The following is a 16,588-nucleotide window of genomic DNA, read 5'->3' as shown; positions in this document are numbered from 1 at the left end:
ACACATTTATGAAAATAACAAAGAGTCTGTTCCATGTTGGTGTTCTGGGGCTTTCGCTGCTGGCGACCGCTGTCATGGCGGCGGTCCCTGCGGCCGAAGCGGACAAGCTGGGCAAGAGCCTGACCCCGATGGGGGCCGAGATGGCAGGCAACGCCGACGGCTCGATCCCGGCCTGGAAACCGATGCCAAAAAACGCCGGTAGCGTGGACAGCAAGGGTTTTCTGTCTGATCCGTTTGCGAGTGAAAAACCGCTGTTCACCATCACCGCGCAGAACGTCGACCAGTACAAGGACAAACTCGCGCCGGGCCAGTACGCGATGTTCAAGCGTTACCCGGAAACCTTCAAGATGCCGGTCTACCCGTCCCATCGCGGCGCCACTGTGCCGGATGAGGTGTTTGCCTCCATCAAGAAGAACGCTACCAACACTAACCTGGTGTCCGGCGGTAACGGTCTGGAGAATTTCGAAACCGCGATCCCGTTCCCGATTCCGAAAAGTGGCGTTGAAGTCATCTGGAACCATATCACCCGTTATCGCGGCGGCAGTGTGACCCGTCTGATAACCCAGGCCACGCCGCAGGCGAACGGCTCGTTCAGCCTGGTGTACTTCGAGGACCAGTTCGTGTTCCGCGACAGGATGAAGGATTACGACCCGAAGAACCCGGGCAACATTCTGTTCTACTTCAAGCAGAAAGTGACCGCGCCGGCTCGTCTGGCCGGTGGCGTGCTGCTGGTGCACGAAACCCTCGACCAGGTTAAAGAGCCGCGTTCGGCGTGGGTCTACAACGCCGGGCAGCGCCGAGTGCGTCGTGCGCCGCAAGTGTCCTATGACGGGCCGGGTACCGCTGCCGATGGCCTGCGTACCTCCGACAACCTGGACATGTACAACGGTGCGCCGGATCGCTATGACTGGAAGCTCGAAGGCAAGAAAGAGATGTACATCGCCTCCGACAGCTACAAGCTCGATTCGCCACAGCTGAAGTACGCCGACATCATCAAGGCTGGTCACATCAACCAGGACCTGGCTCGCTATGAACTGCGCCGGGTCTGGCATGTGGTCGCGACGCTTAAGGAAGGTCAGCGTCACATCTACGCCAAACGTGACTTCTACATTGACGAAGACACCTGGCAGGCGGCAGTGGTCGACCACTACGACGGTCGCGGGCAACTGTGGCGCGTCGCCGAGGCTCACTCCGAGAACTACTACGACAAGCAAGTGCCGTGGTATGCCCTCGAAACCTTGTACGACCTGCAATCGGGCCGCTACCTGGCACTGGGCATGAAGAACGAAGAGAAGTCGGCCTATAACTTCGGCTTCACCGCCAGCACCGCCGACTTCACTCCGGCCGCGTTGCGTCAGGAAGGCGTTCGCTAAAACGTTGTAACCCGAGGCCGCATCCTCGAAAAAACGCCCCGACTGGTTCGCAATACCGTTCACTTAAGAGAGTCTTGAGTCAGAGAAACCTGTGGCGAGGGAGCTTGCTCCCGCTTGAGTGCGTAGCACTCACAAAAATCGGCAATGGTTGTCAGATTTTTGGGGCCGCTACGCAGCCCAGCGCGAGCAAGCTCGCTCGCCACAAAGGTAGGCATGACTGGGAGTGCGATTAAGTGAACAGCATTGCGACTGGTTCGGGGCGTTTTTTTGGCAGTTCATAAAGATCGTTGTCCGGTGTGGCTGTCCGGTTTACCGACATTTTTGCTCGTAGTCTTTTTGTAGCCATTTGTAGCAATAACCTTCAATAGCTCTTCGTTTACCGCTAGGCTGCGGACATCTGTAACGCCGCCATCAGTATTTCAAACAAGAGCCGGCCATGACTGATCTGTCCCCACTTCCGGGCCCTGCAAGCGTTGCCGTCGCGGCACTGGACGGGCGTTTTTTCCGGCCTCCGCTGCCCGCCGGCCATGTGCTGCGGCCGCGTCTGTGCGAGCGCCTGAGTGCAGGTCTCGGTGGCAGGCTGTTGTTGGTCAGCGCGCCGGCAGGGTTCGGCAAGAGTTCATTGGCGGTGGAGTTTTGTCAGGGGTTGCCGGATCACTGGCAAAGCCTGTGGCTGGGCTTGAGTCTGCGGGACAGTGATCCCGGCCGTTTTCTTGAGCGCCTGCTCGAAGGTCTTCAGGACTACTTTCCACAACTGGGCAGCCAGGCGTTGGGGCTGCTGAAAATGCGCCAACGTCATCAACCGTTCGCCTTTGAAGAATGGCTGGACGGTTTGCTCGATGAACTGGCCGTGCACCTCTCACCCAACACGCCGCTGCTGTTGGTACTTGATGACTATCATCTGGCCCAGGGCCCGGTGCTCGATCGTTGTCTGCAGTTTTTCCTCAATCATTTACCCGATGGCCTGTTGGTCATGGTCACCAGTCGGCAGCGTCCGGACTGGCATCTGGCACGCCTGCGGCTGTCGCGGCAACTGCTCGAGTTGCATGAGCAGGATCTTCGGTTGACCCATGATGAAGCCCTGAGCCTGCTTGATCGACACAGCATTTCATTGCGTGGCGAGGCGCTGGAGAATTTGATCCAGCGCAGCGAAGGCTGGGTGGCAGGGCTGCGCTTTTGGCTATTGGCGGCCTCCGAGGTGGGCAGCGAGGGTGCATTGCCCCAGTCGCTGTACGGCGGGGAAGGGCTGATTCGCGACTACCTGCTCGAAGAAGTCATCGATTGCCTGCCCGCCGAGGTGCAGTCATTCCTGTACGACACCGCGCCCCAGGAGCGCTTTTGCAGTGAGCTGTGCGACGCTGTACGCGAAGCCCATGACAGCGCCGAAATCCTGCGTTTCCTGCTGGCGCATCAGGTGTTCCTGGTGCCGTTGGACGAACACGGTCACTGGTATCGCTATCACCACCTTTTTTCCGATCTGTTGCGCAGCCGGCCCACCGCCCAGGCGATGGTGCCGACGGCCAGCTTGCACCTGCGCGCCTGCCGCTGGTTCAACGCCCAAGGGCTACTCGATGAGGCGGTGGAGCAGGCGTTGCGCGCCGGGCATCTGGATGTCGCGGCGAATCTGGTGCAAAACCTTTCTGAAGAGCAACTGCTGGCCGAGCAGAACGTCGGCATGTTGCTGCGCTGGAAAATGGACTTGCCCGATAGCCTGTTAATCAGCACGCCACGGCTGATCGTGCTCTACAGCTGGGCATTGGGGCTGGCCTGTCAACTGGACGCCGCCGAAGAGCTGGCCAGTCACCTGAGCCGCTTCCTGCCGGCGCCGTCGGCTACTGCGCAAAAATCCATGCTGGCGCAATGGCTGGCCCTGAGCGGGATCATTGCCCGGGGGCGAGGCAATCGCGAGCTGACCATGCTCTATTGCACCGAAGCGCTGGAAAGCCTGCCGGCCAAACGCTATGGGCAGCGGTTGATGTGCCTCTCGACTTTATCCAATCTGGCCATCGCCGACAGCGACCTCTGGCGTGCACGAGGGTTGAACCGTGAGTCCCTGGAGCTGGCGCAACGGGTCGGCAATCCGCTGTTCGAGGCGCTGGCTCATTATGATCGCGCCCGCGTGCTGCAAGCGCGCGGGGAGATTCTTCGTTCACTGGATGAAGTCCGTCAGGGGTTGCAACGCTTGCAAGGTTTATCCCCTCAACGACTCTATGCGGTGCGCGCACGCCTGACCTTGTACGAGGGTTTTTTGCTGGCGCTGCGCTTGCAACCCCAGGCCGCACGGGCACGTTTGCAAGCGGGGTTGGGCGAAGCCCGGGCCTGTCGCGATATCAGCGTATTGATCGGCCACTGCGTGATTGCCCGGCTGGAGGGCAACAGCGGCGAATTCGCGAAGGCCTTCGCCGAACTTGCCGAGGCCGAGCGCCTGATGCACATCTGGGACGTCCCGCCGATTTACTATCTGGCGATGATTACCCAGGTCAAATGTGAACTCTGGCTGGCTCAGGGCCGCACCGATCTGGCTGAAGCCTGGCTCGCGAGATTGGGCCAGACCTACAATGGCGAACACCCGGCGGCTCCCCCGGAATTCCATCCGCAATTGCCGCTGCACATTGAGTTGCAACAGGCGGTGCTGGACATGATGAAGGGCCAGCCCATGCTCGCGGAGGGGCGCCTAAATGCGCTGCATGAACACGGTCAGCGCAGCGGTAGGCAGATGCTCAGCGTGATGGCGCTGAGTCAGAAAGTCATGCTGTTGCTGGTGAGCGGGCGCGAACCCGAGGCCCGTAAGGCGTTGGCCCAGGCGCTGGAAGCGGCTTCCAGTGGTGTCTTGCAACCCTTTGACCGATTGCTGGCCGAGCACCCGGACTGGCTGCGCGGGCAACTTCAACTCTGTGCGCCGACGGCCGTTGCGCAGAACCTCTTGGAAAAGCTTCCAGTCATGGCTTCCCGTTCGGCAGTGGAGTCATCGCCAGCCGCCGAACAACTCAGTACACGTGAGTTGGCCGTTCTGCGACTGATCGCACTGGGGTGTTCGAATCAGGAAATCAGTGAGCAGTTGTTCATTTCGCTGCATACCGTTAAAACCCATGCCAGCCATATCAACAGCAAGCTGGGGGTCGAGCGGCGTACACAGGCGGTGGCGCGGGCGAAGGAGTTGGGGGTGTTGGTTTAGCATCGCAAGAACAGTCCTCCACAAAAACGAAAACGCCCCGGACGAGTCGGGGCGTTTTCATTTGTACATTCCGGCCTGCATGGCAGGCTGGAATTTACTTACGTGACGAATCGTCAGGCTACCAAATCGTTAGCACCGAAGGTATTGACACCCACCAACTGGATTTCGAAGTCCGAGCCCAGGTCGCCATTGACGTTGCCATAGAGCACGTGGTCGACGAAGCGCAGTTGTCCTGCACCGGTGAAGTCATTCGCGCCGATAAAGCTGAAGCCGTTGAAACCAGCACTCAGCAAATTGGCGTCGAACTTCGTCAGATCGATTTTATCGCCTTGCAGGCTATTGAAGTCGGTGATGACATCGCGATTGGCGCCTGTGCCCATTTCGTTCACAGCACTGAACACAAACTTGTCCGCACCCGCGCCGCCGGTGAGGATGTCGGCACCGAGGCCACCGTCCAGGACGTTATTACTGGCATTGCCGGTGAGGGTGTTGTTCAGGTCGTTGCCCAGCGCGGTAAAGGCTCCGGTGCCGAGCAATAGCACGTTCTCTACGTTGTGCAGGTTGCTCAGGTTCAGGTCGACGGTGTTGGTCTGGGCCGTGGCGTTGTAGAGAACGTAGAGCGTATCGGTGCCTTCATTGGCGTTTTCCTGGACCAGGGCCAGCTCGCCAGCCTGATCGAGACCATAGTCGTCGTTGCCCTTACCGCCGATCAGGGTATCAAGACCCGCGCCGCCAACGAGCTGGTTATTGCCATCGTTACCGGTGATCACGTTGTCCAAAGCGTTGCCGATGCCATCGATGTTGGCCGCGCCGGTCAGTGCGAGGTTTTCCAGGTTGGCGCCCAGGGTGAAGGTCACCGAAGAACGCACAGTATCGATCTCGCTGGCCAGGGTGCTGGTCTCGACTACCACGTCGCGGATGTTGTCGACGATGTAGGTGTCGTTACCGGTACCGCCAGCCATGTAGTCGGCACCGATGCCGCCGTCCAGGATGTTGTCGCCGATGTAACCGTTGATCACGTTATTCAGGGCGTTGCCGGTGCCATTAAGGTTGGTACTGCCCACCAGGTTCAGGTTCTCGACGTTATTGCCCAGGGTGTAATCGATCAAGGAATAGACAGTGTCGATTTCGCTGGCCAGGGTGCTGGTCTCGACGACCACATCACCGAGGTTGTCGACGCTGTAGCTGTCGTTGCCGGCGCCGCCGATCATCAGGTCGGCACCGAGGCTGCCATCGAGGACGTTGTCAGCACTGTTGCCGGTCAGGGTGTTGTTCAGATCATTGCCGAGTACGGTAAAAGCGCCGGCGCCGAGCAACAGCACGTTCTCGACGTTGTGCAGGTTGCTCAGGTTCAGGTCGACCGTGCTGGGCAGGCCCGTGGCTTGGACAGTGGCGGCGTAGGTGATGTAAAGGGTATCGGTGCCTTCGTTGGCATTTTCCTGGACCAGGGCCAGTTCGCCGGCCTGATCGAGGCCGTAGTCGTCGTTGCCCTTGCCACCGATCAGGGTGTCAAGACCGGCGCCGCCAACGAGCTGGTTGTTGCCATCGTTACCGGTGATCACGTTGTTTTGGGCGTTGCCGATGCCATCGATGTTGGCCGAACCGGTCAGCGTGAGGTTTTCCAGGTTGGCACCCAGGGTGAAGGTCACCGCAGAACGCACGGTGTCGATTTCGCTGGCCAGGGTGCTGGTCTCGCTGATTACGTCGCCGAGGTTGTCGACGACGTAGGTGTCGTTGCCGGCGCCGCCGATCATCAGGTCGGCACCGAGGCCGCCATTGAGGACGTTGTCAGCACTGTTGCCGGTCAGGGTGTTGTTCAGGTCGTTGCCCAGCGCGGTAAAAGCGCCGGTGCCGAGCAACAGCACGTTCTCGACGTTGTGCAGGTTGCTCAGGTTCAGGTCGACGACATCAGTCTGTGCCGTGGCGTTGTAGATAACGTAGAGCGTATCGGTGCCTTCGTTGGCATTTTCCTGGACGAGGGCCAGTTCACCGGCCTGATCGAGGCCGTAGTCGTCGTTGCCCTTGCCGCCGATCAGAGTGTCGAGACCGGCGCCGCCAACGAGTTGGTTGTTGCCATCGTTGCCGGTGATCACGTTGTCCAAAGCGTTGCCGATGCCATCGATGTTGGCCGCACCGGTCAGTGTGAGGTTTTCCAGGTTGGCGCCCAGGGTGTAGCTCACCGAAGAGCGCACAGTATCGATCTCGCTGGCCAGGGTGCTGGACTCGACGACCACGTCGCGGATGTTGTCGACGATGTAGGTGTCGTTACCGGTACCGCCAGCCAGGTAGTCGGCACCGATGCCGCCGTCCAGGATGTTGTTGCCGGTATTGCCGATGATCACGTTGTTCAGGGCGTTACCGGTGCCGTTGAGGTTTGCTGCGCCCAACAGTGTCAGGTTCTCCAGGTTACTGCCCAGGGTGTAATCGAGGGAGGATGAAACCGTGTCGATTTCGCTGGCCAGCGTGCTGGTCTCGATGATTACGTCACCGAGGTTGTCGACGACGTAGGTGTCGTTGCCGGCGCCGCCGATCATCAGGTCGGCACCGAGGCCGCCATTGAGGACGTTATCAGCACTGTTGCCGGTCAGGGTGTTGTTCAGGTTGTTGCCCAGCGCGGTAAAAGCGCTGGTGCCGAGCAACAGCACGTTCTCGACGTTCTGCAGGTTGCTCAGGTTCAGGTCGACGACATCAGTCTGTGCCGTGGCGTTGTAGAGAACGTAGAGCGTATCGGTGCCTTCGTTGGCATTTTCCTGGACGAGGGCCAGTTCGCCGGCCTGATCGAGGCCGTAGTCGTCGTTGCCCTTGCCGCCGATCAGAGTGTCGAGACCGGCGCCGCCAACGAGTTGGTTGTTGCCATCGTTGCCGGTGATCACGTTGTCCAAAGCGTTGCCGATGCCATCGATGTTGGCCGCACCGGTCAGTGTGAGGTTTTCCAGGTTGGCGCCCAGGGTGTAGCTCACCGAAGAGCGCACAGTATCGATCTCGCTGGCCAGGGTGCTGGACTCGACGACCACGTCGCGGATGTTGTCGACGATGTAGGTGTCGTTACCGGTACCGCCAGCCAGGTAGTCGGCACCGATGCCGCCGTCCAGGATGTTGTTGCCGGTATTGCCGATGATCACGTTGTTCAGGGCGTTACCGGTGCCGTTGAGGTTTGCTGCGCCCAACAGTGTCAGGTTCTCCAGGTTACTGCCCAGGGTGTAATCGAGGGAGGATGAAACCGTGTCGATTTCGCTGGCCAGCGTGCTGGTCTCGATGATTACGTCACCGAGGTTGTCGACGACGTAGGTGTCGTTGCCGGCGCCGCCGATCATCAGGTCGGCACCGAGGCCGCCATTGAGGACGTTATCAGCACTGTTGCCGGTCAGGGTGTTGTTCAGGTTGTTGCCCAGCGCGGTAAAAGCGCTGGTGCCGAGCAACAGCACGTTCTCGACGTTCTGCAGGTTGCTCAGGTTCAGGTCGACCGTACTGGTCTGTGCAGTGGCGGCGTAGGTGATGTAAAGGGTATCGGTGCCTTCGTTGGCATTTTCCTGGACCAGGGCCAGTTCGCCGGCCTGATCGAGGCCGTAGTCATCGTTGCCCTTGCCACCGATCAGGGTGTCGAGACCGGCGCCGCCAACGAGCTGGTTGTTGCCATCGTTACCGGTGATCACGTTGTTTTGGGCGTTGCCGATGCCATCGATGTTGGCCGAACCGGTCAGCGTGAGGTTTTCCAGGTTGGCACCCAGGGTGAAGGTCACCGCAGAACGCACGGTGTCGATTTCGCTGGCCAGGGTGCTGGTCTCGCTGATTACGTCGCCGAGGTTGTCGACGACGTAGGTGTCGTTGCCGGCGCCGCCGATCATCAGGTCGGCACCGAGGCCGCCATTGAGGACGTTGTCAGCACTGTTGCCGGTCAGGGTGTTGTTCAGGTCGTTGCCCAGCGCGGTAAAAGCGCCGGTGCCGAGCAACAGCACGTTCTCGACGTTGTGCAGGTTGCTCAGGTTCAGGTCGACGACATTAGCCTGTGCCGTGGCGTTGTAGAGAACGTAGAGCGTATCGGTGCCTTCGTTGATGTTTTCCTGGACCAGAGCCAGCTCGCCGGCCTGATCGAGGCCGTAGTCGTCGTTGCCCTTGCCACCGATCAGGGTGTCGAGACCGGCGCCGCCAATGAGCTGGTTGTTGCCATCGTTGCCGGTGATCACGTTGTCCGAAGCGTTGCCGATGCCATCGATGTTGGCCGCGCCGGTCAGTGTGAGGTTTTCCAGGTTGGCGCTCAGGGTGAAGGTCGCCGAAGAGCGCACGGTGTCGATCTCGCCGACGAGGGTGCTGGTTTCAACAATCACGTCGCGGGTGTCGTCGACGATGTAGGTGTCGTTACCGGTACCGCCGGCCAGGGTGTCGGCACCGATGCCGCCGTCCAGGATGTTGTTGCCGGTATTACCGATGATCACGTTGTTCAGGGCGTTGCCGGTGCCGTTGAGGTTGGCTGCGCCCAACAGTGTCAGGTTCTCCAGGTTACTGCCCAGGGTGTAATCGAGAGAGGACGAAACCGTATCGATGCCGCTGGCCAGGGCGCTGGTCTCGATGATCACGTCGCCGAGGTTGTCGACGACGTAGGTGTCGTTGCCGGCGCCGCCGATCATCAGGTCGGCACCGAGGCCGCCATTGAGAACGTTGTCAGCACTGTTGCCGGTCAGGGTGTTGTTCAGGTCGTTGCCGAGTACGGTAAAAGCGCCGGGGCCGAGCAACAGCACGTTTTCGACGTTCTGCAGGTTGCTCAGGTTCAGGTCGACCGTGCTGGTCTGTGCCGTGGCAGCGTAGGTGATGTAAAGGGTATCGGTGCCTTCGTTGGCATTTTCCTGGACCAGGGCCAACTCGCCGGCCTGATCGAGGCCGTAGTCGTCGTTGCCCTTGCCGCCGATCAGGGTGTCGAGACCGGCGCCACCAACGAGCTGGTTGTTGCCATCGTTGCCGGTGATCACGTTGTTTTGGGCGTTGCCGATGCCATCGATGTTGGCCGAACCGGTCAGTGTGAGGTTTTCCAGGTTGGCGCTCAGGGTGAAGGTCGCCGAAGAGCGCACAATGTCGATTTCGCTGGCCAGGGTGCTGGTTTCAACAATCACGTCGCGGATGTTGTCGACGATGTAAGTGTCATTACCGGTACCGCCAGCCAGGTAGTCGGCACCGATGCCGCCGTCCAGAATGTTGTTGCCGTTATTGCCGGTGATCACGTTGTTCAGGGCGTTGCCGGTGCCGTTGAGGTTGGCGCCGTCCAGCAGTGTCAGGTTCTCGAGGTTACTGCCCAGGGTGTAATCGATGAAGGAGTAGACCGTGTCGATCTCCGAGATCGACGTGCTCCGCTCAATGACCACATCGCCGGTGTTGTCGACGACATAGTTGTCATTACCTGCACCGCCATCCATGGTATCCGCGCCGGCCATGCCGTTGAGTAAATTACCCAGCGAGTTGCCAATCAGCGAGTCATCAAAAGCCGAGCCATAGGCGTTTTCAATCTTCGCGCCATAAGCAATCGCCAGCCCTTCATTGAAAGCATCGCCATTCGGGTCGGTGAACGCTTTGCCGATCTGGCTGAACTGACCTTCATTGAGGTTGATGCGCACTGCCGCCAACTGGTTGCTGGCGTCGATTGTGTCGTTCCCGCCGGCATCCCAGATGGTTTCGAACACCGACTGCGTGGGGGCCCACGAGTAAACGGTGTTCCCGGCCTGCCATTGGGTGTTGGCGCCATAAAGGCTTTGAATGGCGAGGATATCCAGCAGCATTGGGGTGGTGGGTTGGTACGAATAGGAGTCGTTGTAGCTCATGACCGTGAACCGCACGTCATCAAGCGATGGGTCCAGCACCAGCTTGTTGTCGGGGGTTGTGTCGAATGGATGCTTGAGACCCAGCGCATGACCGATTTCATGCACAAAGGTCAGGTAATCGAACGAGCCTTTGACGGGAGAAGGGTCATTGGTCGATGGGCCGATCCAGACGTCGCCACCCGCAGGGGTCGTGTCAGGGAAATAGGCCCAGGCGGCATACTTGCTGTCCATCCCGTAATAGCCGCCGAAGCGTAAGTCACCCACATTGACGACAGTTTCCTGAACGAGAGAGAACTGCACGTTGGCCACAGCGCTCCACCCCCCCAAGGCACTGGTGACAGCGCTTTGTTGTGCTCCAGTCAATGAGTAGCCGTTTTCATACTCATTCGATGGACTGTAGTCTCGGGCGAATAAGGAGCCCGTGCCAGCGAAGCTATAGGTCAGCATTGTTGGCGTGCCTTGCTCGTGCCAGCGCGGACCATACCAATGATCATCCGCGAGTAAGCTGTCGACGAACTTATTGCCGGTCATACTGGTAAACGAGGTAAACGAGTAGCTGAGAGGGCGTGGCATGGGACATTCCTAGATGAGGTCTGCGGCCCTTCCTGAGTGCGGCCGCTACAAAAAATACGATTTTGCATGAGAATCTATGAGTTTGATATCAAAAGGCCGCTACTTTTTATTTGGTGGCGTCAAATTGCTGACCTTGCGATCTGTATCGGCGAGTGACGTAGAATCGTGAAGCCGGAACTCCAGTGTTTGCTCAGGATTGCCCATGACCGTCATCGCTCCAACGCTCATTCGCGAAACCTTCCCCGTCGGCCCTTTGCAGTGCAACTGCACAATCATCGGCGACCCGATCACCAAAAAGGCCATCGTGGTCGATCCGGGAGGTAATCACGAACTGATCCTCGCCCGTCTCGACGCCCTGGGCCTGAAGGTGGTCAGCATCATCCATACCCACGCACACCTCGATCACTTCCTGGCCTCGGGTCAGTTGAAGGAGAAAACCGGCGCGACGCTGCACCTGCATAAGGACGATCAGTTCCTCTGGGACAACCTGGAGATGCAGTGCCAGATGTTCGGTGTGCCTTACACCCCGGTGCCATCGCCGGATCGCTGGTTGGCCGACGAAGAAGAGCTGGCCTGCGGTTGTGGTGTTGCGTTGCACACGCCGGGTCATACGCCGGGTTCCATGAGCTTTTGGTTTTCAGAGGCTAAGCTGCTGATTGCCGGTGACACGCTGTTCAAGCGTGGGGTAGGGCGCACGGATTTGTGGGGTGGTGATCAGGCAACACTCGTGCGATCGATCAAGCAGCGGTTGTATACCCTCGACGAAGAGGCAACCGTAGTGGCCGGGCATGGTCCGGACACCTTTCTGGGCGATGAAATGCGCGGTAACCCCTTTGTGCGAGCTTGAATGGCACTGACGGAATTTTTGTTGTTGCCAGTGATCCAAAGCCCGCAAAGGTTCATTGCTTAAGTCCGTTGCACCACAGAATGCAAAAAAGTAGGAGCTCCTCCATGTTCACCTCGCGTCGTTTGATTGTTGTCGCTACTGCGGTGGCTCTGTTGTCCGGTTGCGCATCGCCGAACCCTTATGACAACCAGGGTCAGGCCGATGGCAGCTCCACGGGCATGAGCAAAACCGCCAAATACGGTGGCCTCGGCGCCTTGGCCGGTGCGCTGGCCGGTGCTGCCATCAGCCACGATAACCGTGGCAAGGGCGCGCTGATTGGCGCCGCTGTGGTGGGTGCTTCTGCCGCCGGTTACGGTTACTACGCCGACCAGCAAGAGAAAAAGCTGCGCGCCAGCATGGCCAACACCGGGGTTGAGGTGCAGCGCCAGGGCGATCAGATCAAGCTGATCATGCCGGGTAACATCACGTTCGCCACCGATTCGGCGAACATTGCCTCAAGCTTCTACCAGCCGCTGAACAACCTGGCGGGCTCGCTCAAGGAGTTCAACCAGAACCAGATCGAGATCGTCGGCTACACCGACAGCACCGGCAGCCGCCAGCACAACATGGACCTGTCCCAGCGTCGCGCCCAGAGCGTGGCGACTTACCTGACCTCACAGGGTGTCAGCGGCGCCAACCTGTCGGCACGTGGTGCCGGGCCGGATAACCCGATTGCCAGCAACGGTGATGCCAATGGCCGGGCACAGAACCGCCGCGTCGAGGTCAACCTGAAGGCGATTCCGGGCCAGCAATACGGCGGTCAGCAACAGCCAGGCACTGTTCAGCAGTACCCATAAGAGGCTGACCTCTTCCTGAAATGAAAATGCCCGATCCTTAAAGGATCGGGCATTTTTTTGTGTCGCTTGTTCAGGCGATGAAAACTTCAGAATAAAAAAGCCCTCGGACAATCACTCGTCCGAGGGCTTTTTGTGTCGCGCGAAACCTGATTACTTCTTCAGGCCGTAATGCTCATCGAGCATGCCCGGCGCGTTCGGGGCTTTGGGAGCGTAATCGCGAGGCGGTTCCTGATCGCGCGGTGGCGTCAGGCGTTCCCGTGGAGCCTGCACCGCGTCAGCGTGCAGGGCAGCCAGCAAGCGTTGGCGAGTCTGCTCGTCCAGGGCCAGGCGGTTGGCACCCTCGGCGAGATGATCCTGCACTTCCTGATAGCTCTGAGTCAGTTTCTTGACCAGGGATGCAGTGCTGTTGAAGTGGGTGACCACTTCGTTCTGATACTTGTCAAAACGTTCCTGAATATCATCCAGCTGACGTTGCGTGCTGCTCGGAGCGGCATTCGGCACCAGGCGAGCGATCAGGAATCCAATGGCGACACCCACAACCAGGGCAAGAGTCGGCAACAACCAAACTAAGAGCGAGTGTTCCACGAGTCCTTCCTCTATAAACGGCTTTGCTTTACGTTAACGGCTCGAACCTGCGCTGTATACCGCGATTCACTCGCAATAGATTGGCACAGACAATTTGCTAGACGAGTCGACCCGATTCGAGGTCACGGAGTTCCTTCCTTGCTTATGCGCGAAACCCCTGTAGTGATTGATGGCCCGGTGGGTCAGTTGGAAGCCCTGTATCTGGAAAACATGAGCCCGGACAATGAGCAGCCTCGCGGCCTGGCGCTGATCTGCCATCCGAACCCGGTGCAGGGCGGCACGATGCTCAACAAAGTCGTCTCGACCCTGCAGCGCACCGCGCGGGACGCCGGTTTGATTACCTTGCGTTTCAACTACCGTGGCGTCGGTGCCAGTGAAGGCTCGCACGACATGGGCTCCGGCGAAGTCGACGATGCCCAGGCAGCGGCCGAGTGGCTGCGGGCCAAACATCCTGAATTACCTTTGACCCTGTTCGGTTTCTCCTTCGGCGGTTTTGTTGCAGCCAGTCTAGGCGGACGCCTGGAGGCCAAGGGTGAGCAGATCAAGCATCTGTTCATGGTCGCGCCTGCGGTCATGCGTCTGGGCGATCAGGATCAACTGCCGCACCAAGGTACATTGACCGTGATCCAGCCGGAAACCGACGAAGTGATCGATCCGCAACTCGTTTACGATTGGTCCGACGCACTCGATCGCCCCCATGAGCTGCTGAAAGTGGCAGAATGCGGACACTTTTTTCATGGCAAGCTGACCGATCTCAAGGATCTGATCCTGCCGCGTCTTTCGAATTGATTGCAGTCTGACAAGCGATTACCCATGACGACTCGTACCCGTATCCTCACCGGCATCACCACCACCGGCACGCCGCACCTGGGCAATTACGCGGGGGCTATCCGCCCGGCGATTCTTGCCAGCCGCGATAGCAATGCCGATTCGTTCTACTTCCTGGCCGACTACCACGCCCTGATCAAATGCGATGACCCGCTGCGCATCCAGCGCTCGCGTCTGGAAATCGCCGCGACCTGGCTGGCCGGTGGCCTGGACGTGGACCGGGTGACGTTCTATCGCCAGTCCGACATCCCGGAAATCCCGGAGCTGACCTGGCTGCTGACCTGCGTGGCCGCCAAGGGCTTGCTCAACCGTGCCCACGCCTACAAGGCGTCGGTGGACAAGAACGTCGAGAATGGCGAAGACCCGGATGCGGGCATCACCATGGGCCTGTACAGCTACCCGGTGCTGATGGCCGCGGACATCCTGATGTTCAACGCCCACAAGGTGCCGGTCGGTCGTGACCAGATCCAGCACGTGGAAATGGCCCGTGACATCGGCCAGCGCTTCAACCACTTGTTCGGCCAGGGCAAGGAGTTCTTCACCATGCCCGAAGCGCTGATCGAGGAAAGCGTCGCCACGCTGCCAGGCCTCGACGGTCGCAAGATGTCGAAGAGCTACGACAACACCATTCCGTTGTTCAGCAGCGCCAAAGAGATGAAAGACGCGATTTCGCGGATCGTGACCGACTCCCGTGCCCCGGGTGAAGCCAAAGATCCGGACAACTCGCACCTGTTCACCTTGTTCCAGGCTTTCGCTACACCGGCACAAGCCGACGAATTCCGCAGTGAATTGCTCCAGGGCCTGGGTTGGGGCGAGGCGAAGAATCGCCTGTTCCAGTTGCTGGACAACGAGTTGGGCGAGTCCCGCGAGCGTTATCACCAACTGATCGAGCGTCCGGCGGATCTGGAAGACATCCTGCAACACGGCGCGAAAAAGGCCCGTGCAGTGGCCACGCCGTTCCTCAACGAGTTGCGTGAAGCGGTCGGCCTGCGTTCTTTCGTCGCCCAGACTCAAGTCGCCGTCACCACCAAGAAGAAAGCCGCGAAAGCCGCGCGTTTTGTCAGCTTCCGTGAAGACGATGGCAGTTTCCGCTTCCGTCTACTGGCGGCCGATGGCGAGCAACTGCTGCTGTCGCGCCACTTCGCCGACGGCAAAACCGCAGGTCAGGTGACCAAACAACTGCAATCCGGCCAGTCATTGGACGTGCGCAGTGAAGACCTGAGCTTCAGCGTCTGGCTGGAAGGCGAGTGCGTGGCCGACAGCCCGGCCTTCACCGACAGTGCTGCTCGCGATGCTGCCATCGGCGCATTGCGGGTTGCACTGACACCGGTTCAGGAATAAACAACGGTTCGGTCCGACCAAGGGCCGATTGCCATTCCCACGGGCCGTCGCTACAGTGACGGCCCGTTTTTGTTGCCTTGCTAACGAATTATGACGCCCCTAGAACGATACCAAGCTGATCTGAAACGCCCGGAATTCTTCCACGATGCTGCGCAGGAAACGGCAGTGCGTCATTTGCAGCGCCTGTACGACGATCTGGTCGCGGCCTCGCAGAACAAACCGGGCCTGCTCGGCAAACTGTTTGGCAAGAAGGACCAGGCGCCGGTCAAGGGCCTGTATTTCTGGGGCGGCGTGGGTCGCGGCAAGACTTACCTGGTCGACACCTTCTTCGAAGCGCTGCCGTTCAAGGAAAAGACCCGCACTCACTTCCACCGCTTCATGAAGCGCGTGCACGAAGAGATGAAGACTCTGGGCGGCGAGAAAAACCCGCTGACGATCATCGCCAAGCGCTTTTCCGACGAAACGCGAGTGATCTGTTTCGATGAATTCTTCGTCTCCGACATCACCGACGCCATGATCCTTGGCACGCTGATGGAAGAACTGTTCAAGAACGGCGTGACCCTGGTCGCGACCTCGAACATCGTGCCGGACGGTCTGTACAAGGACGGCCTGCAACGTGCGCGCTTCTTGCCGGCCATTGCGCTGATCAAGCAGAACACCGAAATCGTCAACGTCGACAGCGGCGTCGATTACCGTCTGCGTCACCTCGAGCAAGCGGAGCTGTTCCACTTCCCGCTGGATGAAGCCGCCCAGGAAAGCCTGCGCAAGAGTTTCCGGGCCCTGACGCCGGAATGCACGGCTGCCGTCGAGAACGACGTGCTGATGATCGAGAACCGTGAAATCCGCGCCGTGCGCACTTGCGATGACGTGGCCTGGTTCGACTTCCGCGAACTGTGCGACGGCCCGCGCAGCCAGAACGACTACATCGAACTGGGCAAGATCTTCCATGCCGTGTTGCTCAGCGGCGTCGAGCAGATGAGCGTCACCACCGACGACATCGCCCGACGTTTTATCAACATGGTCGACGAGTTCTACGACCGCAACGTGAAGCTGATCATCTCCGCCGAAGTCGAGCTTAAAGACCTCTACACCGGCGGTCGCCTGACCTTCGAGTTCCAGCGCACGCTTAGCCGCTTGCTGGAAATGCAGTCTCACGAATTCCTGTCCCGGGCGCACAAGCCGTAGGACATTTCGGAAAATAAAAAGGGCCTGCATTGCAGGCC

At 59.3% G+C, this 16,588-nt stretch carries 9 protein-coding genes; 7 read left to right on the top strand and 2 right to left on the bottom strand.

Going from position 1 to position 16,588, the window contains the following annotated elements; translation table 11 throughout:
* Positions 1-8: 8 nt before the first annotated feature.
* Together ACEN8R_RS19605 and ACEN8R_RS19600 are read left to right on the top strand one after the other, a co-directional pair.
* Positions 9-1,373, top strand: a complete 1,365-nt coding sequence (locus ACEN8R_RS19605; protein WP_018929604.1) for a DUF1329 domain-containing protein — start codon at positions 9-11, stop codon at positions 1,371-1,373.
* 436 nt (positions 1,374-1,809) lie between these two features.
* Positions 1,810-4,548 carry a winged helix-turn-helix domain-containing protein gene (locus ACEN8R_RS19600; RefSeq protein WP_495624268.1) on the top strand — a complete coding sequence of 913 codons (2,739 nt, stop codon included), beginning with the start codon at positions 1,810-1,812 and terminating at the stop codon, positions 4,546-4,548.
* A gap of 113 nt (positions 4,549-4,661) precedes the next feature.
* On the opposite strand, the gene ACEN8R_RS19595 is transcribed toward ACEN8R_RS19600, so the two are convergent.
* Positions 4,662-10,928 carry a M10 family metallopeptidase C-terminal domain-containing protein gene (locus ACEN8R_RS19595; protein ID WP_258613133.1) on the bottom strand — a complete coding sequence of 2,089 codons (6,267 nt, stop codon included), beginning with the start codon at positions 10,926-10,928 and terminating at the stop codon, positions 4,662-4,664.
* 202 nt (positions 10,929-11,130) lie between these two features.
* On the opposite strand from ACEN8R_RS19595, the gene ACEN8R_RS19590 reads away from it, so the two are divergent.
* A complete protein-coding gene (locus tag ACEN8R_RS19590) occupies positions 11,131-11,775 on the top strand; it encodes an MBL fold metallo-hydrolase (RefSeq protein WP_018930112.1) in 645 nt (214 codons plus the stop codon).
* 104 nt (positions 11,776-11,879) lie between these two features.
* The gene (locus ACEN8R_RS19585) at positions 11,880-12,611 is read left to right on the top strand and encodes a YiaD family glycine zipper/OmpA-like lipoprotein (RefSeq protein ID WP_018930113.1); all 732 of its coding nucleotides are present in this window, start codon (positions 11,880-11,882) and stop codon (positions 12,609-12,611) included.
* Between the two features lie 150 nt (positions 12,612-12,761).
* Here the strand turns inward: ACEN8R_RS19585 and ACEN8R_RS19580 are convergent, their stop codons facing one another.
* Positions 12,762-13,196 carry a Z-ring associated ZapG family protein gene (locus ACEN8R_RS19580; RefSeq protein ID WP_018930114.1) on the bottom strand — a complete coding sequence of 145 codons (435 nt, stop codon included), beginning with the start codon at positions 13,194-13,196 and terminating at the stop codon, positions 12,762-12,764.
* A 144-nt stretch (positions 13,197-13,340) separates the two neighbouring features.
* On the opposite strand from ACEN8R_RS19580, the gene ACEN8R_RS19575 reads away from it, so the two are divergent.
* The 3 genes from ACEN8R_RS19575 to zapE all read left to right on the top strand — a co-directional run bounded on the left by ACEN8R_RS19575 (position 13,341) and on the right by zapE (position 16,550).
* A complete protein-coding gene (locus ACEN8R_RS19575; RefSeq protein ID WP_086946161.1) occupies positions 13,341-13,985 on the top strand; it encodes an alpha/beta hydrolase in 645 nt (214 codons plus the stop codon).
* Between the two features lie 24 nt (positions 13,986-14,009).
* Complete coding sequence (locus ACEN8R_RS19570; protein WP_495624267.1) at positions 14,010-15,365, top strand: tryptophan--tRNA ligase; 1,356 nt, start codon at positions 14,010-14,012, stop codon at positions 15,363-15,365.
* A 90-nt stretch (positions 15,366-15,455) separates the two neighbouring features.
* Positions 15,456-16,550, top strand: a complete 1,095-nt coding sequence (zapE, locus tag ACEN8R_RS19565; RefSeq protein WP_019582361.1) for a cell division protein ZapE — start codon at positions 15,456-15,458, stop codon at positions 16,548-16,550.
* Positions 16,551-16,588: the final 38 nt, after the last annotated feature.

Source organism: Pseudomonas sp. Pseusp15 (genome assembly GCF_059492165.1).
The sequence above is the reverse complement of the archived record's forward strand: the minus strand, read 5'-3'. Positions and strand labels throughout refer to the sequence as shown.

Bases quoted from the DNA above. Each gene is read 5' to 3' on its own strand.
- ACEN8R_RS19605 (WP_018929604.1), top strand. From the start codon at position 9: ATGAAAATAACAAAGAGTCTGTTCCATGTTGGTGTTCTGGGGCTTTCG.
- ACEN8R_RS19595 (WP_258613133.1), bottom strand. From the start codon at position 10,928: ATGCCACGCCCTCTCAGCTACTCGTTTACCTCGTTTACCAGTATGACC.
- zapE (WP_019582361.1), top strand. From the start codon at position 15,456: ATGACGCCCCTAGAACGATACCAAGCTGATCTGAAACGCCCGGAATTC.
- ACEN8R_RS19570 (WP_495624267.1), top strand. From the start codon at position 14,010: ATGACGACTCGTACCCGTATCCTCACCGGCATCACCACCACCGGCACG.
- ACEN8R_RS19585 (WP_018930113.1), top strand. From the start codon at position 11,880: ATGTTCACCTCGCGTCGTTTGATTGTTGTCGCTACTGCGGTGGCTCTG.
- ACEN8R_RS19575 (WP_086946161.1), top strand. From the start codon at position 13,341: ATGCGCGAAACCCCTGTAGTGATTGATGGCCCGGTGGGTCAGTTGGAA.
- ACEN8R_RS19600 (WP_495624268.1), top strand. From the start codon at position 1,810: ATGACTGATCTGTCCCCACTTCCGGGCCCTGCAAGCGTTGCCGTCGCG.
- ACEN8R_RS19590 (WP_018930112.1), top strand. From the start codon at position 11,131: ATGACCGTCATCGCTCCAACGCTCATTCGCGAAACCTTCCCCGTCGGC.